Below are 19,817 nucleotides of genomic sequence, written 5' to 3'. Positions count from 1 at the left end.
CCTTATGAGCGCGTTAGAGAACCCACCAATCCATTACATCATCCATGGCCTTGGCGGCCGTATCCGGCAAAGCGGAAGTTGTGAGGCGGGTGAGTTAACCCGCACCGACTTGCTTTTCGGTGACGGCTATTCCGTGATGGCAGTCCCGGCCGAGCAATATCGTTTCAATATCGACGCGACGTCCTACGTGCTCGATGGCGTCATCACGCCCAAGAGCATTGCGCTTGAGATCACCGAATACACCGTGCAGGCCGATAGCGTGGACCGGGTGCGCTTCGTCGTGCCGGTCGGTACCTCGGTCATTCATGACGGCGATATCGTCCCGATCGAGGACGGCACTTTCGAATTTACGACCGACGTTCTCGGTAACCACCGGTTTTCCTTTATTGCACCCGCCGCCTTCCATCATTTCGAGGTGACTATCCATGCTGTTTAAGGTGACCGCAGATCTCACCTTGGAGCGCCTTCAGGCGCAAGCTTACATCGATAAGCAGACCGGCGACGCGCGTGGGCTGTTCCTTACGCTCGCCCCCGGTCAGGCGGCGGTCTATGCGCAAAAGCGCCGCGAGGCGCAGCTGATCGTGGCCGATCGGCAGCAAGGTGCGAACGTGCCTGAAGGCGAGACGCCGCATATTACGGTGGAAGCGACCGAGAACGGCGTTAGCCGTTTCGAGAAGGCCGTCGAGATCCTGACCCGAGACCAGCATTGGAAAGTCGGCTCGCAGATGATCGAAGCGCTTCGCCGCTCGGCAAAAGCCGCTCTTGCCGCCGCCAAAACCGCTTCCGAAATCCGCGCCGCCTGCGAGATCGATTGGCAGGCCGTGCGCGCCTATGCCCACTTCTAACGTAGAAAGGACTGCAGATGTATCGCATAGACAGCATGTATGAACCGATGGTCGAGGCACTGCTCGCGGCGCGATCGGAGAATAAGGCCGATCGCTGGATGGCATGTGCCGCCTTCTGGCTCGGCCGACAGCAGATCTACAATGTTCCGGAATACTGGCAGACGCTTGCCGCCAAGATCACCTCCGGACTGGATACTGTCGACAAGGATGCCATTCTCGATCAATTGAGCAACAAGGAAGCCGCCTTGGTCGGTTCGGCTGCTGATTGGCCAGAAACACCGGTAAGCCTTGTCGCCATCGTCGCCGGCTGGTCTCCAGAGCCGGCTCCGGTCGATCTTTACGCCCATGCCGCCTCCAAGCGCTATGCCGTCGAAACAGGCGGTATCGTCATCAACGACATGCGCGTCATGACCGACCGGGGAAGCCAATCATTGATTACCGGAGCCTACAACTACGTGCAGGCGAACCCCGACGTAAGGGTCAAGTTCAAGACGGCTGCCGGCTTTGTGGAGCTGACGGCGTCACAGATGACTGTGATCGCCAATATGGTCGGCGCGCATGTGCAGGCGAGCTTTGCCGCCGAGGGCGAAGTTAACGGCCGGATCATTTCCGGTGCGATCACCACAAAGGCGGAAATAGACAGTTTTGCGTGGCCGTCCAATGCTGCCACGGCGCCTAACATTTAAGGGCCTCGGAATGTCTGCTTATGCAAGCGCTCTGAAGAAGCAAATTGAGCTGTTGCAGAGCGAGATAGAGATCTACGCCAACGCGCTAGACCGCCTTGTCGCACAACTTGCCGAAAGAGAGGCTCAGTCGCTTGCCATTGCGCCGCCAGCCGAGATCAACACGTCGGAAACAATTCGAGCCAGCGAGCCAGAGCAAGAGGTGCGCGGGACCGTCTGATGGAGGGAACGCAGGTACCGTTCTCGATTTTACACGGCTATCCACATGGAGGTCGAATTGGGTCCGGCTGTATGTGCGGCCGGACCCACCGGAAGACGTTTTCGACAAGCGTCACCTGCATCCTCTGAAATGCAACTCCATCTCTTGAAATCGGAATAAAGCTCATGAACCACGCGAAGTTCTTCGCGACGGTGCGCTCGTCATTGTTTGGTGGGCGGCTATCGACGAACCAGGTCAATGGCACGGAAGCAATCCTTGCCGCATTGGAGACGCAGCCCGTCGATCCTCGCTGGCTGGCTTACATGCTGGCGACGACTTATCACGAGACGGATCATACCATGTGTGCCATCTCTGAAAATTTGAACTACTCGGCAGGCGGGTTGCAGGCAACATTTCCGAAGTATTTCAACATCGAGCAGGCTGCTGCTTACTCTCGCCAGCCGCGGCGGATTGCCAACCGCGCCTATGCAAACCGAATGGGAAATGGCGACGAAGGCAGCGACGACGGCTGGCGTTACCGTGGCCGCGGCCTCGTGCAGATAACCGGGCGGGACAATTACGCCAAATATGGCATCGCCGATGATCCGGATATGGCGCTTGATGCGCGTAAAGCCGTCGAAATTCTTTTCGATGGCATGATCAATGGCCGCTTCACGGGAAAAAAGCTTGCCGATTACTTCAGCGCTACGAGTTCCGATTGGATCGGTGCGCGTCGGATTATCAATGGTAAGGATCGAGCAGCCGATATCGCCAAGCTTGCCAAGAAGTTCGCGGCTGCGATCGAGTGTGCCCGATAGGTTCATCCAAAGTCGCCGGTGACGAACTATGCCGATATCCAGCGCCGTCCAGATTCACAGCTTAAAGTCGCAGCTATATCGCGTCGATGAACGAATTCTCTATCAACTGAAAAGGAAAATAGATGTTCAATACCAATATATTGCATAATGTGCTGAATGTTTTGATTGCGCTGTCGGCGTTGATCGTTGCGATTCTCCTATCAACGGGCTGCACCCAACTTGCCGATGGCACGTTGGAATGCTCACAATCCTTCGCCGGCCCAGGCTATACCGCCGCTGTTGTCGCGGCGCTGAGCACGCTGAAAATCGTCGTCAATATCATGCGTGATGGTGTTGCAGGATTGATAAAGCCGCAGCCGCCCGTCGGCAAATGAACCATTTAGCCACTACACCGCCAAATAAATAAGCAGCAATATTCAATTTCCGAAAATTAATCGAGAACGGCGATGACGATACACGAATTTCTGGATGCTTTGGGCATCAAAGTCGGGGTCGTCGTCGCTGGCTTATCCGGCGGCATTCTACGCGGCCTTTCCAGGCGCCGATATACGACGCGAGAGATCATTGCCTCGCCGATCTGTGGCGCGCTCGCGGCAGCTTATCTCACGGAGCCTGCACTTTTTTACCTAAGGGCCATCAATTGGCCCCTGCCGCAGAAGGATCTCACGGCCATGAATGCCACCGCTTTCGTCGTCGGTGTGTGTGCAATGTGGATTGCCGATCTGATCTTTGACGCAGTTTCCAGATGGGTGAAAGGAGGTCGCCAAACGCGGTAATGGTCCGACTGCCTCCATCGGACGAATGATTGATGCAGGTAATCTATTGCGTGTTTCCGATTGATATTCCCTTGGGCGAGCCTATTTCTTGGTTCCGTCAGCGATCGACAAAATGGGGGAGCGTATGGTTGATTTTTCGGATCGCTTTGCGGTTTCAACGTGGTCTCTACATCGCGCGCTCGGTCCCATCTATCCTTACAAGCCCAGCGATCGGGCAGTTCCGGCCCGCCAATTGACTTATGGGCAGGGGGGAATGGAACTGATCGATGTACCGCAACAATGCGCTGGTCATGGAGTCTTTCGGCTTGAAATCTGTTCATTCCATTTGCCGAGCCTCCTTCCGAATTATCTTGCCGATTTTCGCAAGGCTGCTGAAAAAGCTGGAGTAAAGGTTCAGACCCTGCTGATTGAAGAAGGGGACCTTAGCGATCCTGAAACAGCGCAGCGCGATGCTGATTGGATGGCCACTTGGATCGATATTGCCGTGGCTCTCGGCGCGGAAAACATGCGTGTGATAGCCGGAAAGGCTCAGCCGACGGATACAGCTTTGACGCTCGCAGAAAATCATCTGCATCGGCTGGCTGATCTTTCCGCCGCGGCGGGGGTGCGTTTGGTGGTGGAAAACTGGTTTGATCTCTTACCAAGTCCAGCGGAGGTCAACCGACTTCTCGATGCATTGGACGGCAAAGTCGGCCTCAACGGGGACTTCGGCAATTGGGCGCGTGCCGGAAAATACGATGATCTCGCGAGGATCATGGGCCGCGCCGAGCTTTGCCACGCAAAGGGGCATTATTCAGCAGCCGGCCTCGATGCCGAGGATTATATTCGTTGCGTAAAGCTTTCCGCTGCGGCCGGTTATCAGGGCCCTTTTACGCTAATCTATGATTCGACGTACCATCGGGACGAATGGTCCGGCATCCTTGAAGAGCGGGACTGTATTGCCAATGTTTTGAAAGATGAGGCGGCCGATCAGAGTTCCCTGTAACTGAAACGGAACCGCAGCCCCCTACGCGGTAGATTGGCCTGATATTACTTACGAATTTGAGGTGGGGTGTTGGGCCTGATCGTCAATGAAATTCGTAGTCGTACAGAGCGCCCAGAAGCTGGTCCTGGGTTTGATAACCGGCATCGTAGAGATCGATAGCCACGTTGGCAGCGGATAGACCCTCCTGACTTTGCATTCTTATGCTGCGCTCGGCGCACCAGGCGAAGAGCGCGCCTGCGAGGACATTAATGTCTTCAGGATAAAGCGGCGCGTGGACCATCATAGACATTGGCTACACCATTCATTGTTGGAGCTGGTACCAGGTAGGTGACGCGAACACTGCTTTGGTTTTGGAAATTTGCAACCGCGTTCATTGCTCGACGTTAACACCTGCCTGATGTGGAACAGGCAGCGTGTCTCTTAATGTAACAAGGGTTCTTTGCGGCACATCACTGCAGAGTTTGATGCTCGCCAGGCCGGGCTGTTGGATGCGTAAGCCTGTCCTTTATGTCGTGTGGCGCAACAAACAAAAGGACGCCGAGCGTAATCGCCAGCGCCACTAGAAGGGATAATGCGAGCTTCGGCCTGGAAGGCATCATTGGTGAATTGGATAGGACGCCCTGACTGCGGCCTCGATCAACTCTTCGGCATATGAAAGTGCCGATGCCGTGTCTTCTCCGTCGAGTTTCAGTTCCTTGCACTTGTGATGCATGGCCCTGCGAATTTGCGCGAGCAATGCAGCGTCAATATCGACTACTCCCTCGTCGAAGACGTGTGTCAATGCAGATTGAGCAACGATTTCCAGAACCGCGACCCTGCCTTCGATTTCACCGAGGGATGGTATTGCATTCCTCTTGACGTGCTGTTTGCAATCGCGATGGGTAGTAAGCATTTCGGTCACCTCCTTCACGAAAGAAGATAACTTGCGAAAGGAGAAAAAGTTCGGCCGCATCGCTAAAAAAAGCGATTTTTGTAGCATTCCCTAGTGATGTTTATCAATGATCGGCGTGTCTCCATCTATCATCTCACTTCATGGGACACAGACTGGGGTCCGACAATACATCAGCGCAATGCGGTGAACGACGAAAATCATCATAATAGAGAGTCCAAACCGTAGTATCTGCGGCACGATACGGGCCAAACTTAAAGTATTGGTTCTTTCCGAGCCCATGGTCGGCATGTCCAATATGGCCTGTAACCGAGACAATCCATTTATTGTTAGCGAATATTTCGATATGACCTGAGCCGTCCGGGCCGGGTTTGCTGTAGATGGCGAAGTCAATCCATCCGGAAGAAGGCGTCGGTAGCTTGTTGCCGCGATTTATTACCTTGATTGCGTTGGTGCAACTGGTGAATTCTCCACCGTCACCATCATTCCAATTATCATCCGTCGCCACCAAGGCACGCATCTGATTGGTGTCCGGCCGGAACCAAACAGGCGTTTCGCTGTCATTGCAACTTTCACCATCGCTCTTGAGCTTGCGCTTCTCGACCGGTGCAACGTAGTTGGTTTCCACGGTAGCGAAAAGCTTGCCGTTGTTGAGCCGCAGGGCCAGGAAGGGGCTGAAATCTCCCTCCGCCTTCGGCCCGATTTCTCGTTTCCATTGCGCAATGAGATAACGATGATCGCCAGACGGGACGGGGTCGGCGAACTTCACGGCAAAGCCGTACCAAACTCCCTGATCGTACGGCACGCGATACTTGGTACGCTCCCAGATCTCCGCTCTTTCGCTGCAATTCGCTTTACCGGGTGGGCAGAATGGTTTGACACTCAGCTTTAGCGCGCCGGCGCCAGTCCGCGTGACTTCTGATTGAAATTCAATCGCCCCCGCTTTTTGTTCGAAGTTATCGCGATAATAAAGATGGCCGGACGGCGCGAAATCCGTGCCGTCGAAGCCGTCATGCAGAACCATCTGCGCCGAGTTATCAGCCAGAGTCGGCGTTGCGGCGCAGGTGCAGGCCAGGATGGCGGGCAGTGCGTATTTTGCATTCATGCAGGAGTATTCCTCTGGCGGGACATTCATACAGCTTTATCAATGACCTGTTCGCTTCTTGCAGGCAAGCGAGAGCTTGCGCGGCCTCAAGGCCAGATTGATGGTTCGCGAAATCAAATCCAATCAAATCCACGCGAACTACAACCTATTAATGTGATGATTGACGGTATCACCTTAACCGCCTGTTAGACGCTTTGCGGTTCATATCCCCATGGATTGGGCTTTGGTTGCGGCTATCAGCGCCCCGGACATGATCGTTCGCTGCCGCAACTTCAACGACGTTTTGATGTCGGTCATGAGATAAACCGGCTAAGGGTCGCTGTTGGGGACCGCCTTTGGCAAATGAGGATGCAGAGCTGGCCATAAGTGAGGCCGGGCAACGACGAAAGATCGTTATCCTAACGTCGCACGCGTTTCTGCGCGGCTACCGCAAGGCGTCGATCCACTTCATCGCGTCCTGCTGGGCCGAGCAGGGAGATAAGGTCGATTTTGTTACCATAGGACATAGCTGGCTGACCCTGTTTAAGGATCGTCCACGCTTTCGCGCGCTGTCCCAAGACCAGGCGAACCGATTTCAGGTTATCGCCGCTAATTTGAGAGCAGGTGCTTATCTTCCCCCATTACATGCCTTCAGCTCCCGCAACCGCTTTCTGAATGCAGCAAATGCGGGATTCTTTCGGCTCTATGGCCGCTATCTCCCGCCTTTTGCGCGGCGCGCAATCGCCGATGCGGATCTGGTAGTGATTGAAAGCGGTTCCGCGCTCGCATTCTTTAGCACGATCAAAAGGCTGAATTCGAAAGCACGCACCTTGTATTTTTGCCGCGACCTGCTGCGCAGCATAGGCACAGCACCAGTGCTGGAAGAGATTCAGGCTTCTCAGATTGGATGCTTCGACGCGGTTTGCGTTCCTTCGGAAAGGCTGGGGGCGATGCTGCCATCGGGGGGACGTGTATGTGTCATTCCTCAAGGTGTTGACACCACACTCCTTGATCGCGAGCAGCCGTCGCCATATGAACCTGGCAGCCGCAATGCAATTTCCATCGGCAATATGCTCTTTGACCAGGCTTCCGTCGCCGCCATGGCAGCGGCTGCGCCCGATGTGAATTTCCATGTCTTTGGCGCTGCATGGAGCGGCTGGGTTCAGCCAAATGTCACGATCTATGGCGAGCGGGACTTCGAAAGCATCGTTCCCTATCTGCAGCATGCGGATTTCGGCATTGCTCCTTATCGGCTCACGGCAGACGAGGTTTATCTCGCGGAATCAAGTCTTAAGCTCGCACAATACAGCTATTGCGGCTTGCCTATCCTGCTGCCTGATCTTGTTCCCTTTACCCGTGCCAATGGCATTGCATATCGTCTTAACGGAGAGGTTGCCTGGCGAGAGAAGGTCGATGCGGCATTGGCGATGCGACGTTCGACGGCTTTCCGCGATGGAATAATGACCTGGGACGAGGTTGCGCGGCAGACTTTGGCCACCGCCTTCGAAACGCAGTGATTTATTTAGCCCGGCGCGAGGAAATTGAGCAGTTTATCGGCGAATGGACGTGATGCTCTCGGCAGCTTCGCGACCGCCGTATCCATCAGAATCTGCATATCTTCGGGCGTAACCAAGCGCAAAAAGCGGATTGCCAGCACATAGGCGATTGCCCCGGCGGGGATGGCGATCACAAGCGCCGCAGGCCCGTCGAGGCTGTAAACGCCGAGACCTGCTGCGCTCGCGGAAAGAAGAGTAGCGAGCATCGTTTTTGCCAAGGCTGTGATGGGGACAGCAACGCGGACATATTTCCAAGCCATCCAGCCGAGCAACGTAAACGTCAATGTGACGATCATTGCCCGAGCAATGGCGGCGCCCTCGAGCCCAAGCAGAGGCACGAGAACAGTCAGCAACAATATCGTCGATATGCCGCTCGCAATCTGTATGCACAGCAAAACAGCGCTGCGCCCGGAAGCGCCGATTATACCCCACGGTATCACCGATATACCGGCGAGCCAGACAAAGGCCAGCAGGGTGGCTGCTGCGGGAATGGCCGGCTCAAAGGCTTCGCCGAAGATCAGCGGTAAAAGCTCGGGCATGATGGTTGCGCCGCCGAGGCTGACCGGCAGCATGACCAGGGCGACGACGCGGATCACACGCTCATATGCCGCATCAAGCGCCTGCTGGTCATTTCGAGCATGTGCTTCGGTGAAATTGACGATCAATGCCGGCGATATCTGCAGCATGACCTGTTCAATGAGCCCGGCCAGGCCGAGGCCCGCAGCGAAGAAGCCAATGCTGGTCGGAGAGAGAAAGATACCGAGAAAAAGGAACTCTATGCGCGAGAGGACGAGGATCTCGATGAGATCGCTAAGCCACATATACCGGCCATAGCGCAACATTTCCGGTGTCAGCGCGTTCCGCGAATATTTTGAGGTGGGATCGATATAACTCCGCAATTTCAATGCTTGCGGCAGGTAGCGGGCGACATAGCCGATCAAAGCGCCCGTCGGGCCTAGCAACCAGGCTCCGGCGAAGACAAGCGGAACTTGCATCGTTCCGCCCAGTAAAGTCATGCGGGCCGTTTGACCGAAGCGGTTTCTTCCGCGTGCCACGGCGGTCGATAACACATAGAACGCATAGCTCAGGAACAGGAGCCCGGTGACCAGCCAGAACCAGGCATGCCGTGCATCGCGGTGAACATAAGTGATTAAAGCAAAGAGCAGAATCGCCGCTGTAATCATGCCGACGGATATGAGAAAGCTGCGCAGCGCCGTACGGACCAGTGTTTTCCACGCGTCGCCATTGCCCGAGAGGCTTCCTGCATTGCGTAGCAAGGTCTGAGGCAAGCCCATGTCCGCCAGCGCTGCAGCTGACGTCGCAACCCATAATGCATAAGCGACCTTGCCTGATCCGGCGGGACCAAGCAGACGGGCGGCGATGACACTGCTCGCGAAGCCCGCGGCCAGCGAAATGGATGTTGCTGCCAGGCTGATCAGCGAGCTTCTAAGAAGATTGGATGCAGACGTGCTCATGGTCATCCATCTTGAAGGCTGACGCATAACCTTGTGTTAAAGGCGGGCTGATAGTTTTCACTTGCGTTCTAGTTGAAACTCAAGATGGCTGCCATGACAGATCGAGCCACTGAACGGGATGGATTTCTCATTCCGGGATATCTGCAAAAGGGGTTGCGCAAGCGGATGCACAATCTCCTATGGCGCTTTATGTCGCCTTTGCCGGACAGGCCATATTGTGCTCTGAAATATCGCACCATCCGCGGCAAGTTCCCCAATTTGACATCACCTCAAACCTTTACCGACAAGGTGCAGGCGCGGAAGCTATACGATCGCAACCCTCTCTTTCCACGCTTCGTGGACAAGGCGGCCGCCAAGGCGCTGATTGCAGAACGCGTTGGCAGTCAATATGTCATTCCCACTCTTTGGGTTGGGACGGACCTGGCTTCCGTGGATTGGTCGGAAATTTCCTTGCCTGCGGTCGTTAAGCCGACCCATGCGAGTGGTGTGGGACGATTTCTTTACGCAGAGGCAGATGTGGACCGGCTCCTCAAGAATGATCCCTCGGCTGAGTGGCGATTGATTGATCACGCTTCCTACAACAGGGAGTGGGCTTACAGCCAATTGGAGCGCCGTATTCTCATAGAAAGCATGTTGCTCGTCGATGGCCGAGTTCCTTGGGATTATCGGCTCTTCACCTTCAACGGCAAGGTTTCTCATATCGAGATCGACATACGCGAGAATGGCCGAGGCTATTCCTGCAACTATACGCCCGACTGGCAGAAGCTGCCGTTTTACGATGCGGATTACCTCGGCCTTTATCCAGGCGAAGTTGCGCGCCCCCCGCGGCTGGATGAAATGATCCATGTCGCTGAAACCGTGGCGCATGATATCGATTTCGTTCGTGTCGATCTCTATGCGTCGGCGGCCTGGGTCCGCGTGGGCGAACTGACCTTCTATCCAGGCGGGGGCTTCGAGGCGTTCGAGCCGGAAGAATATGACCTCTTCATCGGTCAAAAGTGGCGGCTCGGTTTCGAAGTCCCAAAGAGATAGGTGGACAAATCACTCTCCCCGCGTTTGATAGGCCGATCCATTTTTAGGGAAGGTTTTCCATGACGATCGACCAGGACCTTGCTCGCATCGGGCTTCAAGAGGAAACGCTGCGTTTCGACGCTTTCGATCTTTCGACCGCCTGGGTACTCGGCAAGTTGCTGCGCGACCTGGCCAGCGAGCGCAATCTGGGCGTCGCCATCGATATCACGCTGCATTCGATGCCGGTTTTCTATGTAGCCTTACCCGGCTCTACCCCCGACAATTCCAACTGGATTCGCCGGAAGCGCAACATGGTCTTGCGCTATTTCCGCAGCAGCTATGCCAGCACCCTGCGGCTGCAGCAGCAGGGGAAAACGATCGAGGACAATGGGCTTTCGAGCGCCGAATATGCGGCATCCGGCGGCAGCTTCCCCATTTTCGTCAACGGCACCGGCTGCATCGGCGCAGTCACCGTTTCGGGCCTTCCGCAGCGCGAGGACCACAATCTCGTTGTCGAGGCGCTGGCTCTGACGCTTGGCCACGAACTTCACAATCTCAACCTTGCATAGATGGCTGAGGCGGCGCCAGGCTCGCGCCGGGCGCCGCCGCCAATCTCAGATTTTTCCGCCGGCCTCGGCGATGACCTTCGGCAGACTGCCCGTTGCCGGGAAGAGGGGGATCAGGCACGCCTGCAAGGCGTGATAGATATCGCCCTTGCCCGGGAATAGCGTATGGGCCGGAACGAGACCCTCTGTCAGCTCTTCATGCCAGCCGCCATTGGTGTGGTCGACGAACGCCCGGCCGATCACGCTCCAAATCTTCCTATAGCTTTCTTCGTGGAAGTCGCTCGGAACGTGTTCATTCAGATAGTGAGCTGCACCTGCACCCTCGCAGGCCGGCCACCAGAGCTTGTTGCGCTTGGCGGGCGCATCTTCCCAGTCGAGTGTATAGAAGAAGCCGCCTTTTTCGTTGTCCCAGCCAAGGGCCATGGACTGCGAGAAGAGACCTCTCGCAGCGTCCGGCATCCAGTCGTGACGCTTTTCCCCCAACGACCAAAGCTGCAGGATAAGTCGCGCCCATTCCAACCAATGCCCCGGCGTCGTGCCGGACGGGCGGAACATTTCATTGCCGCGATAATTCTTGTCGAGCACCCAATCGGCGTTGAAGTGTTCGGCCACACGCCAGCCAACGGAGCCGGCAGAGCGGCGAATGACGAGATCCGCGATGCTTTCGGCCTTGTCGAGATACGCCTTTTCGCCCGTGACCTCGAAAGCGGCCATAAGCGCTTCCGTCAGATGCATGTTGGAATTCTGGCCGCGATAGTTGCTGCCGTCGATCGGAGACCATTCCTGGTTGAATTCCTCGGCAATCGCCCCGTGCTTTGCTTCCCAAAACTTCGAGTTCAGAATTTCGACAACGTCGGCAAGCATACCGTCGGCCAGAGGATGGCCAATCGTCTTGGCCGAAGACGCGGCAAGCAGTACGAAAGCGTGACCATAACCCTGCTTGCTGGAGTCGACGGGGCCATCATTGTTCAGGGACCAGACATAGCCGCCATGCTTCGTGTCGCGATGATGATTCCATAGATAGTTCATTCCATGATCGACAATTTCGTTCGAGCCGGGACGGCCGAGCAGTGATCCGATCGAGAAGCAATGCACCATGCGAGCCGCCGAATGGATGCCGCGCACGGGATTAGCCGCATCCAACGGTTTGCCGGCATCATTCATGTCGTAGAAACCACCCTTGGGATTGACGGCGCGATACTGGAAGAAATTAAAAAGCGCATCGGCCTGGTCGAGCAGCCAGCGCCGATGGTAGGCACGGGTGCTCCAGTTTCCGAGCGCTGCGGGTTCAACCTGTATGTTCATGCCATCCTCCTTGGATTCTTTTCCAGAAGCCGTATAGCGCCGCCCGAAAGCGCTGTCATGGCGTTATGGGGATGAAACTGTGTCGCTACCCTCGCGTTGTCCATGGTCGAATGGCAATTCGCTCAGTTTGTCTTTTCCTGAAATGCTTGCGCAATGCCAAACATGGGCGTAGATATGTTGACATAAAGATATCTTTATGTGATCTGATTGCGGAGTCGCAATCAGGCCAGAGGAATTCGCTTATGTTTGATACTCTTTTTGGTTCGGAAACTGCGAAGCGCGACGGCAGAAAGATTTTCGAAGCTTTGCGGAAGGCCGCGAGCGAACGGATCCTCGTGCTCGATGGCGCCATGGGCACGCAGATCCAGGGTCTCGGTTTCGACGAAGATCAGTTTCGCGGTCATCGATTCATTGGCTGCGCGTGCCACCAGAAGGGCAATAACGACCTCCTCATCCTGACCCAGCCCGATGCGATCGAAGATATTCATTATCGCTATGCCAAGGCCGGTGCGGATATTCTCGAGACCAACACCTTCTCCTCTACCAGCATTGCGCAGGCGGATTACCAGATGGAAGGCGCGGTCTACGACCTCAATAAGGAGGGTGCCGAGATCGTCCGCCGTGCGGCGATCCGTGCCGAGCGAGAAGACGGCAAGCGCCGTTTCGTCGCCGGTGCCATCGGCCCGACCAATAGAACGGCTTCGATCTCTCCCGACGTCAATAATCCGGGTTATCGTGCTGTCAGCTTTGATGATCTGCGCCTGGCCTATGGCGAGCAGATCGATGGCCTTATCGATGGCGGCGCAGATATCATCCTGATCGAGACGATTTTCGATACGCTTAACGCCAAAGCGGCAATCTTTGCCTGCGAGGAGCGTTTCGAGGCCAAGGGCATCCATTTGCCGGTCATGATTTCAGGCACGATCACCGATCTTTCCGGCCGCACGCTGTCAGGTCAGACCCCTTCGGCGTTCTGGAATTCCGTGCGCCATGCCAGCCCCTTTACCGTCGGCCTCAATTGTGCGCTCGGCGCCAATGCCATGCTGCCGCATCTGCAGGAGCTTTCGGCTGCTGCGGATACTTTCGTCTGTGCTTACCCCAATGCCGGCCTACCGAACGAATTCGGTCAGTACGATGAAACGCCCGAGATGATGGCGGCGCAGGTCGAAGAATTTGCGCGCGAAGGGCTCGTCAATATCGTTGGCGGCTGCTGTGGTTCCACGCCGGAGCATATCGCTGCAATCGCCCAGGCGGTTTCCAAGTATCCGCCGCGTAGGCTCGCCGAGCATCGTCCGTTCATGGCGCTTTCCGGCCTGGAGCCTTTCGAGCTCACCAAGGATATTCCCTTCGTCAATGTTGGCGAACGCACGAACGTTACCGGTTCGGCAAAATTCCGCAAGCTGATCACCAATGCCGATTATGCGGCGGCACTTGTCGTTGCCCGGGATCAGGTCGAGAACGGTGCGCAAATCATCGACATCAACATGGACGAAGGCCTGATCGATTCCGAGAAGGCGATGGTCGAGTTCCTGAACCTCATCGCCGCCGAACCGGATATCGCCCGTGTTCCCGTGATGATCGACAGCTCGAAGTTCTCGATCATCGAGGCCGGCCTGAAATGCGTGCAGGGCAAGCCGATCGTCAATTCGATCTCCCTGAAGGAAGGCGAGGAGAACTTCCTCAAGCAGGCTCGATTGATGCGCATGTATGGCGCGGCCGTCGTCGTCATGGCGTTCGATGAACAGGGGCAAGCAGACAGCTATAAGCGCAAGGTCGAGATTTGCTCGCGTGCCTACAAACTGCTGACGGAAGCGGCAGGCCTGCCGCCGGAAGATATCATCTTCGATCCGAACATCTTCGCGGTCGCAACGGGTATCGAAGAGCACAATAATTACGGCGTCGACTTCATCGAGGCGGCGCGGACAATCCGTAAGACGATGCCGCTGGTCCATATTTCCGGCGGCGTCTCGAACCTTTCCTTCTCGTTTCGCGGCAATGAACCTGTCCGCGAGGCTATGCATGCCGTGTTCCTCTACCATGCCATCCAGGCGGGCATGGACATGGGCATCGTCAATGCCGGTCAGCTTGCCGTCTACGACAATATCGACGCGGAATTGCGGGACGCATGCGAAGATGTCGTCCTCAACCGCAGGTCTGACAGCACGGAGCGTCTGCTCGAGATCGCCGAGCGCTTCCGCGGCGCTGGCGGCAAGGAAGCCAAGGTGCAGGATCTTTCCTGGCGCGAGTGGCCGGTAGAAAAGCGGCTCGAACACGCGCTGGTCAGCGGCATTACCGAATATATCGAAGCCGATACCGAAGAGGCGCGTCAGTCTGCCGAGCGGCCGCTGCATGTGATCGAAGGCCCTTTGATGGCCGGCATGAACGTTGTTGGCGACCTTTTTGGTTCGGGCAAGATGTTCCTGCCGCAGGTGGTGAAGTCTGCCCGCGTCATGAAGCAGGCTGTTGCCGTGCTGCTGCCCTATATGGAAGCCGAGAAGCTTGCAAACGGCGGCAATATTGAGCGGCGGTCAGCGGGCAAGGTGCTGATGGCGACCGTCAAGGGCGATGTTCACGATATCGGCAAGAACATCGTCGGCGTCGTGCTCGCCTGCAACAACTACGAAATCATCGATCTCGGCGTCATGGTGCCGGCGACGAAAATCCTGGAAACGGCTGTTGCCGAGAAGATTGACATCATCGGCTTGTCGGGACTGATCACGCCGTCCCTGGACGAGATGGTGCATGTCGCTTCCGAGATGGAACGGCAGGGATTCGATATTCCGCTGCTTATCGGCGGGGCTACTACCAGCCGCGTCCATACGGCGGTGAAAATCCATCCGAGCTATCATCGCGGGCAGACGGTCTACGTCACGGATGCCAGCCGCGCCGTCGGTGTCGTGTCCGCGTTGCTGTCGCCCGAAGCGCATCAGGGCTATATCGATACCGTCCGGGCCGAATATTCGAAGGTCGCCGCCGCGCATGCGCGCAACGAAGCCGAGAAGGTGCGCCTGCCGATTGCCAGGGCACGCGAGAATGCCGAGAAGGTGGATTGGTCAGGCTACAAGCCCGTCAGGCCGCAGTTCTTCGGGACGAAGGTGTTCGAGAGCTACGATCTTGGCGAGCTGGCGAAATATATCGACTGGACCCCGTTCTTCCAGACCTGGGAGCTAAAGGGTCGCTTCCCCGCCATCCTGGAGGACGAGAAGCAGGGCGAGGCGGCGCGACAGCTTTACAGTGATGCTCAGGCGATGCTGGAAAAGATCATCGCGGAGAACTGGTTCCGCCCGCGCGCCGTCATCGGCTTCTGGCCGGCGGGTGCGGTCGGCGACGATATCAGGCTGTTTACGGATGAAAGCCGTAGCGAGGAGCTTGCGACCTTCTATACGCTGCGCCAGCAGCTGTCGAAGCGCGATGGCCGACCGAATGTGGCTCTGTCGGACTTCGTGGCACCGGCTTCGAGCGGTGTGGGCGATTATGTTGGCGGCTTCGTCGTCACGGCCGGCATCGAGGAAGTGGCAATTGCCGAACGTTTCGAGCGCGCCAATGACGATTATTCGTCGATCCTCGTCAAGGCGCTGGCCGACCGCTTTGCGGAAGCTTTCGCCGAGCGGATGCACGAGCGGGTGCGGCGAGAGTTCTGGGGTTATGCTGCCGACGAAAACTTCTCGAGCGAAGAACTCGTTCTTGAAACTTATGCCGGCATTCGGCCGGCGCCTGGCTATCCCGCGCAGCCTGACCATACTGAGAAGGATACGCTTTTCCGTCTGCTCGATGCCGAAGCGACGACTGGCGTGACACTCACGGAAAGCTACGCCATGTGGCCGGGCTCGTCCGTTTCGGGCATCTATATCGGCCATCCGTCTTCCTACTATTTCGGCGTCGCCAAGGTGGAGCGCGATCAGGTCGAAGACTATGCCGCCCGCAAGGACATGCCGGTAGCCGAGGTGGAGCGCTGGCTGGGTCCGGTTCTCAACTATGTGCCTGAGAAGCGTGACGCGGCCGCCTGATCGCCAACTGTTTCAACGGCTTGAGCTGTTTTGCTTGGAATTTGATTCAGCATGAAAACGCCGCCCCAGCTACTCAAGCTGGGGCGGCGTTTTTTTGATTCCCGGATTCTTTCTGCTGCGCAGATTTGCGCTAGTTCGCGCCTATCGTCAGCTCCGCGACGAAATCATAGGCATCGCCGCGATAAAGCGATCGCGTGAATTCAACGGCTCTGCCGGAGCCGAGATAGGAGATACGCTCGATCGAGAGGCCGGCGGCTCCCACGGGAACGCCGAGCAGCCCGGCATCCGCCTCTTTCATGTTGGTTGCGGATATGCGCTGAACGGCGCGAACGGGGCGCACCTGCCGCTTCTCCAGTTCCGCATAGAGCGATGTTGTCACCACCGACGGATCCGGCAGGAACTCACCGGAGACGCTGGCGTGCTCGATCGCGAGCGGCTGGTCGTCGGCAATGCGCAGGCGGCTCAGCCGCGATACCTTGGTGTCGGCCGCAAGGCCGAGAATCATCATCTCGTCCGGGGAGGGAGTGTGCACGCCCTTGTGCAGCCATTCGGAACGAGCGGTCATTCCGCGTCTCGCCATGTCCTCGGTAAAGGACGTGAGTTGCGACAGGCGTTGCTCCACTTTGGATACCGGCTTTGCGACGAAGGTGCCGGAACCGTGGCGGCGGACAAGGATGCCTTCGGCGACGAGATGGTCGATTGCCTTGCGCACGGTGACGCGGCTGACCGCGGCGAATTCGGCGATGTCACGCTCCGGCGGAAGCGCATCGCCATGTTTCAGCCGTCCGACCTTCACAGCCTCTTCGAGCGTGCGCCGCAGCTTGACATACAGTGGGCCTGTGCCGCCTCCAGAAAGGCGCTCCGGCGAGAAGATCGCGCTCAAATCTTCGGTCATGCCCTATTTCCCTCTCCACCCCGCAGCAATTTTGCCGCCAGCTCCACGGCGCCGCGCAAGACATCGCCCTTGGGTTCGGCGAGCATCGCCTTGTGCCGATCATCAAGCCAGGGACGATAGGCCTGGGCAAGGCCGCCGAGAAGGCAGATCGAGGGGCATCCCGGCCAAAGCAATGCGTTAAGACTGTCGGTTATGGATCTCGCCGCCGTCCTGACGATATCGATGGCGACGACATCCTCCGCTCCGGCACATTCGAACACGATCGGAGCGTAGCGGGCGAAATCCTTGGGCTTCGATACGTGAGCAAATTCGACGATCCGTTCCGGATCGTTGCCGTATTCGGCCATGATCGATGTCGTCAGTGCGGAGCCCGTCATTACGCCATCATGGGCCAGAAGAGCTCGCTCGAGCAGGTCGCGACCTAGGCGTGCGCCGCTGGCCTGATCGCCGATGACAAAGCCCCAGCCGCCGATCCCCCAGCTCTTGCCATCGCGGCGGGCATTGTAGACGGAGCCGGTGCCGAAGGCGCCTATAATCCCATCCGCGTCGCCGAGCGCACCTTGAAGCGCAATCGTCGCATCGGTGACCACGCGCGTGCTTGCAAAGGGCAGGGCACCTTCGACCCGTTTGCCATAATTGCCTACATTGGCTCCCGCGGTTCCGATGACCGCCGGCAGCTTCTGCAGCAGTTCCGGGTCCAGCTTTGCATCGATCAGCGCCTGTCTTGCCGAGGCGACGATATGGATCAACGAGTTTTCCAGGTCGGAGAGGATATTGGCCGCCCCGGCCTTGCCGGTACCGAGCACTTGCCCGGTGCGATCGATAACTGCTGCCCGACAACTTGTCCCGCCGCCATCGATACCAATTGCAAACTGCCCCATCATACCTCCGAATGCCATCTGTTCCCCGCTTTTCCATACAATACCAAAAAAATACCATTTACCAATAGGCGATGTGCTCATTTTTATTGGCTGATATAATATTGAAATATATGGAGAAATTTATTTGCATCGACATTTTTATCTTCGAAAGTTAAAATCGGCTGGACAATTGGTATTTTTTTGGCCTTAATTCGTGGCAAGGGAACAAATACGAATGGACATCGGCAAAGCCGGCAAAAGAACAACAGTCGGTAGGTGAGCCTCAGAGGCGCTCATCTCGTCGTTGTCCCGACCGTTCGGATCAGGAGGATCTCGCTTCGGCGTTCGTCATGAGTTTCCCGCGTGGTTCTTGCAGCGTCTTCGCCTAAGTGGCGACATGCAGCAATTGATCGGGTGGATCGGGCAGCTTGCCTCTGAAGCCCTTTGCATGGGGGGTCGGCAATATTGGCGGTCCCTGCGGAGCGCTGACCGTTTCCTCGGACAGGCCAGCGGATTTCAGATCGAAAACAGCGCCTTGCTATGGCGCGGAAAACAGGAGAGGGAAATGAAAACCAATGTTCTGAAAGGCTTGCTTCTTGCATCCAGCCTGCTGACGTCAGTCAGCCTGGCGCATGCGGCCGACGTGACGCTGACGGTTGAAAGCTGGCGTAACGACGACCTGCAGATCTGGCAGGAAAAGATCATCCCGGCTTTCGAAGCGAAAAATCCGGGCATCAAGATCGTCTTCTCGCCGACGGCTCCGACTGAATACAACGCCTCACTGAACGCCAAGCTCGACGCCGGCTCCGCGGGCGACATCATCACCTGCCGTCCGTTCGACGCTTCGCTCGACCTCTTCAACAAGAAGCACCTTGTCGATCTGACGAGCCTGAAGGGCATGGAAAACTTCTCTGCCGTCGCCAAGGCTGCCTGGTCCACCGATGACGGCAAGTCGACTTTCTGCGTGCCGATGGCTTCGGTCATCCACGGCTTCATCTACAACAAGGACGCATTCGACAAGCTCGGCCTGAAAGTGCCGGCGACGCGCGACGAGTTCTTTGCTGTTCTCGATAAGATCAAGGCCGACGGCACCTACATTCCGATGGCCATGGGCACGAAGGATCTCTGGGAAGCCGCAACCATGGGCTACCAGAACATCGGCCCCAACTACTGGAAGGGCGAAGACGGTCGTAAGGCGCTGATATCAGGCAAGGAAAAGCTGACGGACGCCGCTTGGGTCGATCCTTACAAGGAACTCACCAAGTGGAAGCCCTACCTCGGCGATGGTTTCGAAGCACAAAGCTATTCCGACAGCCAGAACCTCTTCACGCTCGGCAAAGCTGCGATCTATCCGGCCGGTTCCTGGGAAATTTCCCTCTTTAACACCCAGGCGCAGTTCAAGATGGGCGCATTCCCGCCGCCGGTCACAAAGGCTGGCGATACGGCCTACATCTCCGACCATCCGGATATCGGCGTCGGCCTGAACGCCAAGGGCAAGCATCCGGAAGAAGCCAAGAAGTTCCTGAGCTGGGTTGCTTCCGACGAGTTCGCCAACATTTACGCTAACTCGCTGCCTGGCTTCTTCAGCCTGAACTCGCATCCGGTAAAGATGAGCGATGCACTTGCGCAGGAGTTCGTCTCCTGGCGCGACAATCACAAGTCGACCGTTCGCTCCACCTATCAGATCCTGTCGCGCGGTAAGCCGAATCTGGAAAATGAAACTTGGACCGAATCCGCAAACGTGATCAACGGCACGGATACGCCGGAAAAGGCTAGCGAGAAGCTCCAGAAGGGTCTCGACAGCTGGTACAAGCCCGGCAAGTAAATAGCTGCACATGCGGGCGAGGGACCTTACGGGCTCCT

General features: G+C 56.8%; 20 protein-coding genes. 13 read left to right on the top strand and 7 right to left on the bottom strand.

Annotated features, from left to right (window positions below; translation table 11 throughout):
- Positions 1-4 precede the first annotated feature (4 nt).
- The 8 genes from CCGE531_RS12615 to CCGE531_RS12580 all read left to right on the top strand — a co-directional run bounded on the left by CCGE531_RS12615 (position 5) and on the right by CCGE531_RS12580 (position 4,306).
- Positions 5-436 carry a hypothetical protein gene (locus CCGE531_RS12615; protein ID WP_162943902.1) on the top strand — a complete coding sequence of 144 codons (432 nt, stop codon included), beginning with the start codon at positions 5-7 and terminating at the stop codon, positions 434-436.
- Positions 426-845 carry a hypothetical protein gene (locus CCGE531_RS12610; RefSeq protein ID WP_120664467.1) on the top strand — a complete coding sequence of 140 codons (420 nt, stop codon included), beginning with the start codon at positions 426-428 and terminating at the stop codon, positions 843-845. Before CCGE531_RS12615 ends, CCGE531_RS12610 begins: the two co-directional genes overlap by 11 nt.
- Before the next feature lie 17 nt (positions 846-862).
- Positions 863-1,531, top strand: coding sequence for a DUF4376 domain-containing protein (locus tag CCGE531_RS12605; RefSeq protein ID WP_120664466.1), 669 nt, complete (start codon positions 863-865; stop codon positions 1,529-1,531).
- Between the two features lie 10 nt (positions 1,532-1,541).
- On the top strand, positions 1,542-1,748 hold the full coding sequence (locus CCGE531_RS12600) for a hypothetical protein (RefSeq protein ID WP_162943901.1): 207 nt from the start codon (positions 1,542-1,544) through the stop codon (positions 1,746-1,748).
- A gap of 164 nt (positions 1,749-1,912) precedes the next feature.
- On the top strand, positions 1,913-2,545 hold the full coding sequence (locus CCGE531_RS12595; protein ID WP_120664464.1) for a hypothetical protein: 633 nt from the start codon (positions 1,913-1,915) through the stop codon (positions 2,543-2,545).
- Between the two features lie 122 nt (positions 2,546-2,667).
- Positions 2,668-2,919: a hypothetical protein gene (locus CCGE531_RS12590; RefSeq protein WP_120664463.1), complete on the top strand. Its 252-nt coding sequence runs from the start codon at positions 2,668-2,670 to the stop codon at positions 2,917-2,919.
- Between the two features lie 72 nt (positions 2,920-2,991).
- Positions 2,992-3,321 (top strand): hypothetical protein, encoded by a 330-nt coding sequence (locus CCGE531_RS34780; RefSeq protein WP_120664462.1) that lies wholly within the window; start codon positions 2,992-2,994, stop codon positions 3,319-3,321.
- Positions 3,322-3,445: 124 nt separating this feature from the next.
- Positions 3,446-4,306, top strand: coding sequence for a TIM barrel protein (locus CCGE531_RS12580; RefSeq protein ID WP_120664461.1), 861 nt, complete (start codon positions 3,446-3,448; stop codon positions 4,304-4,306).
- Positions 4,307-4,388: 82 nt separating this feature from the next.
- Here the strand turns inward: CCGE531_RS12580 and CCGE531_RS12575 are convergent, their stop codons facing one another.
- The 3 genes from CCGE531_RS12575 to CCGE531_RS12565 form a co-directional block, all read right to left on the bottom strand.
- Positions 4,389-4,595, bottom strand: a complete 207-nt coding sequence (locus tag CCGE531_RS12575; RefSeq protein ID WP_120664460.1) for a hypothetical protein — start codon at positions 4,593-4,595, stop codon at positions 4,389-4,391.
- 306 nt (positions 4,596-4,901) lie between these two features.
- Positions 4,902-5,198 carry a hypothetical protein gene (locus tag CCGE531_RS12570; protein WP_120666776.1) on the bottom strand — a complete coding sequence of 99 codons (297 nt, stop codon included), beginning with the start codon at positions 5,196-5,198 and terminating at the stop codon, positions 4,902-4,904.
- A 133-nt stretch (positions 5,199-5,331) separates the two neighbouring features.
- Positions 5,332-6,219, bottom strand: coding sequence for a polysaccharide lyase (locus CCGE531_RS12565; protein ID WP_245459143.1), 888 nt, complete (start codon positions 6,217-6,219; stop codon positions 5,332-5,334).
- 416 nt (positions 6,220-6,635) lie between these two features.
- Here CCGE531_RS12565 and CCGE531_RS12560 point away from each other — a divergent pair, with 416 nt between their 5' ends.
- A complete protein-coding gene (locus CCGE531_RS12560) occupies positions 6,636-7,796 on the top strand; it encodes a polysaccharide biosynthesis protein GumK (RefSeq protein ID WP_205586439.1) in 1,161 nt (386 codons plus the stop codon).
- 5 nt (positions 7,797-7,801) lie between these two features.
- Here CCGE531_RS12560 and CCGE531_RS12555 read toward each other — a convergent pair whose 3' ends face one another.
- Positions 7,802-9,310: an oligosaccharide flippase family protein gene (locus CCGE531_RS12555; RefSeq protein ID WP_120666774.1), complete on the bottom strand. Its 1,509-nt coding sequence runs from the start codon at positions 9,308-9,310 to the stop codon at positions 7,802-7,804.
- Between the two features lie 84 nt (positions 9,311-9,394).
- Here CCGE531_RS12555 and CCGE531_RS12550 point away from each other — a divergent pair, with 84 nt between their 5' ends.
- Both CCGE531_RS12550 and CCGE531_RS12545 read left to right on the top strand, forming a co-directional pair.
- Positions 9,395-10,342, top strand: a complete 948-nt coding sequence (locus CCGE531_RS12550; protein WP_245458840.1) for an ATP-grasp fold amidoligase family protein — start codon at positions 9,395-9,397, stop codon at positions 10,340-10,342.
- 59 nt (positions 10,343-10,401) lie between these two features.
- Positions 10,402-10,890: a heme-degrading domain-containing protein gene (locus CCGE531_RS12545; protein WP_120664458.1), complete on the top strand. Its 489-nt coding sequence runs from the start codon at positions 10,402-10,404 to the stop codon at positions 10,888-10,890.
- A 45-nt stretch (positions 10,891-10,935) separates the two neighbouring features.
- On the opposite strand, the gene CCGE531_RS12540 is transcribed toward CCGE531_RS12545, so the two are convergent.
- Positions 10,936-12,192: an AGE family epimerase/isomerase gene (locus CCGE531_RS12540; protein WP_120664457.1), complete on the bottom strand. Its 1,257-nt coding sequence runs from the start codon at positions 12,190-12,192 to the stop codon at positions 10,936-10,938.
- A 242-nt stretch (positions 12,193-12,434) separates the two neighbouring features.
- Between CCGE531_RS12540 and metH the strand changes: the two genes are divergently transcribed.
- Positions 12,435-16,199: a methionine synthase gene (metH, locus tag CCGE531_RS12535; RefSeq protein ID WP_120664456.1), complete on the top strand. Its 3,765-nt coding sequence runs from the start codon at positions 12,435-12,437 to the stop codon at positions 16,197-16,199.
- 130 nt (positions 16,200-16,329) lie between these two features.
- Here the strand turns inward: metH and CCGE531_RS12530 are convergent, their stop codons facing one another.
- Both CCGE531_RS12530 and CCGE531_RS12525 read right to left on the bottom strand, forming a co-directional pair.
- A complete protein-coding gene (locus CCGE531_RS12530; protein ID WP_120664455.1) occupies positions 16,330-17,094 on the bottom strand; it encodes a GntR family transcriptional regulator in 765 nt (254 codons plus the stop codon).
- Complete coding sequence (locus CCGE531_RS12525; RefSeq protein ID WP_120666771.1) at positions 17,091-17,975, bottom strand: BadF/BadG/BcrA/BcrD ATPase family protein; 885 nt, start codon at positions 17,973-17,975, stop codon at positions 17,091-17,093. The genes CCGE531_RS12530 and CCGE531_RS12525 overlap by 4 nt, the downstream gene beginning before the upstream one ends.
- Before the next feature lie 544 nt (positions 17,976-18,519).
- Between CCGE531_RS12525 and CCGE531_RS12520 the strand changes: the two genes are divergently transcribed.
- Positions 18,520-19,779, top strand: a complete 1,260-nt coding sequence (locus tag CCGE531_RS12520; RefSeq protein WP_120664454.1) for an ABC transporter substrate-binding protein — start codon at positions 18,520-18,522, stop codon at positions 19,777-19,779.
- Positions 19,780-19,817 lie beyond the last annotated feature (38 nt).

The sequence above is a fragment of the Rhizobium sp. CCGE531 genome, from assembly GCF_003627795.1.
GTDB lineage: Bacteria > Pseudomonadota > Alphaproteobacteria > Rhizobiales > Rhizobiaceae > Rhizobium.
Note: the sequence above shows the minus strand (reverse complement) of the source record. Positions and strands in the feature narration are given on the sequence as shown.

Bases quoted from the DNA above. Each gene is read 5' to 3' on its own strand.
- CCGE531_RS12590 (WP_120664463.1), top strand. From the start codon at position 2,668: ATGTTCAATACCAATATATTGCATAATGTGCTGAATGTTTTGATTGCG.
- CCGE531_RS12575 (WP_120664460.1), bottom strand. From the start codon at position 4,595: ATGTCTATGATGGTCCACGCGCCGCTTTATCCTGAAGACATTAATGTC.
- CCGE531_RS12605 (WP_120664466.1), top strand. From the start codon at position 863: ATGTATCGCATAGACAGCATGTATGAACCGATGGTCGAGGCACTGCTC.
- CCGE531_RS12530 (WP_120664455.1), bottom strand. From the start codon at position 17,094: ATGACCGAAGATTTGAGCGCGATCTTCTCGCCGGAGCGCCTTTCTGGA.
- CCGE531_RS12550 (WP_245458840.1), top strand. From the start codon at position 9,395: ATGGCTGCCATGACAGATCGAGCCACTGAACGGGATGGATTTCTCATT.
- CCGE531_RS12595 (WP_120664464.1), top strand. From the start codon at position 1,913: ATGAACCACGCGAAGTTCTTCGCGACGGTGCGCTCGTCATTGTTTGGT.
- CCGE531_RS12520 (WP_120664454.1), top strand. From the start codon at position 18,520: ATGAAAACCAATGTTCTGAAAGGCTTGCTTCTTGCATCCAGCCTGCTG.
- CCGE531_RS12570 (WP_120666776.1), bottom strand. From the start codon at position 5,198: ATGCTTACTACCCATCGCGATTGCAAACAGCACGTCAAGAGGAATGCA.
- CCGE531_RS12600 (WP_162943901.1), top strand. From the start codon at position 1,542: ATGTCTGCTTATGCAAGCGCTCTGAAGAAGCAAATTGAGCTGTTGCAG.
- CCGE531_RS12540 (WP_120664457.1), bottom strand. From the start codon at position 12,192: ATGAACATACAGGTTGAACCCGCAGCGCTCGGAAACTGGAGCACCCGT.
- metH (WP_120664456.1), top strand. From the start codon at position 12,435: ATGTTTGATACTCTTTTTGGTTCGGAAACTGCGAAGCGCGACGGCAGA.
- CCGE531_RS12545 (WP_120664458.1), top strand. From the start codon at position 10,402: ATGACGATCGACCAGGACCTTGCTCGCATCGGGCTTCAAGAGGAAACG.
- CCGE531_RS34780 (WP_120664462.1), top strand. From the start codon at position 2,992: ATGACGATACACGAATTTCTGGATGCTTTGGGCATCAAAGTCGGGGTC.
- CCGE531_RS12580 (WP_120664461.1), top strand. From the start codon at position 3,446: ATGGTTGATTTTTCGGATCGCTTTGCGGTTTCAACGTGGTCTCTACAT.
- CCGE531_RS12615 (WP_162943902.1), top strand. From the start codon at position 5: ATGAGCGCGTTAGAGAACCCACCAATCCATTACATCATCCATGGCCTT.
- CCGE531_RS12610 (WP_120664467.1), top strand. From the start codon at position 426: ATGCTGTTTAAGGTGACCGCAGATCTCACCTTGGAGCGCCTTCAGGCG.
- CCGE531_RS12565 (WP_245459143.1), bottom strand. From the start codon at position 6,219: ATGGTTCTGCATGACGGCTTCGACGGCACGGATTTCGCGCCGTCCGGC.
- CCGE531_RS12555 (WP_120666774.1), bottom strand. From the start codon at position 9,310: ATGAGCACGTCTGCATCCAATCTTCTTAGAAGCTCGCTGATCAGCCTG.
- CCGE531_RS12525 (WP_120666771.1), bottom strand. From the start codon at position 17,975: ATGGGGCAGTTTGCAATTGGTATCGATGGCGGCGGGACAAGTTGTCGG.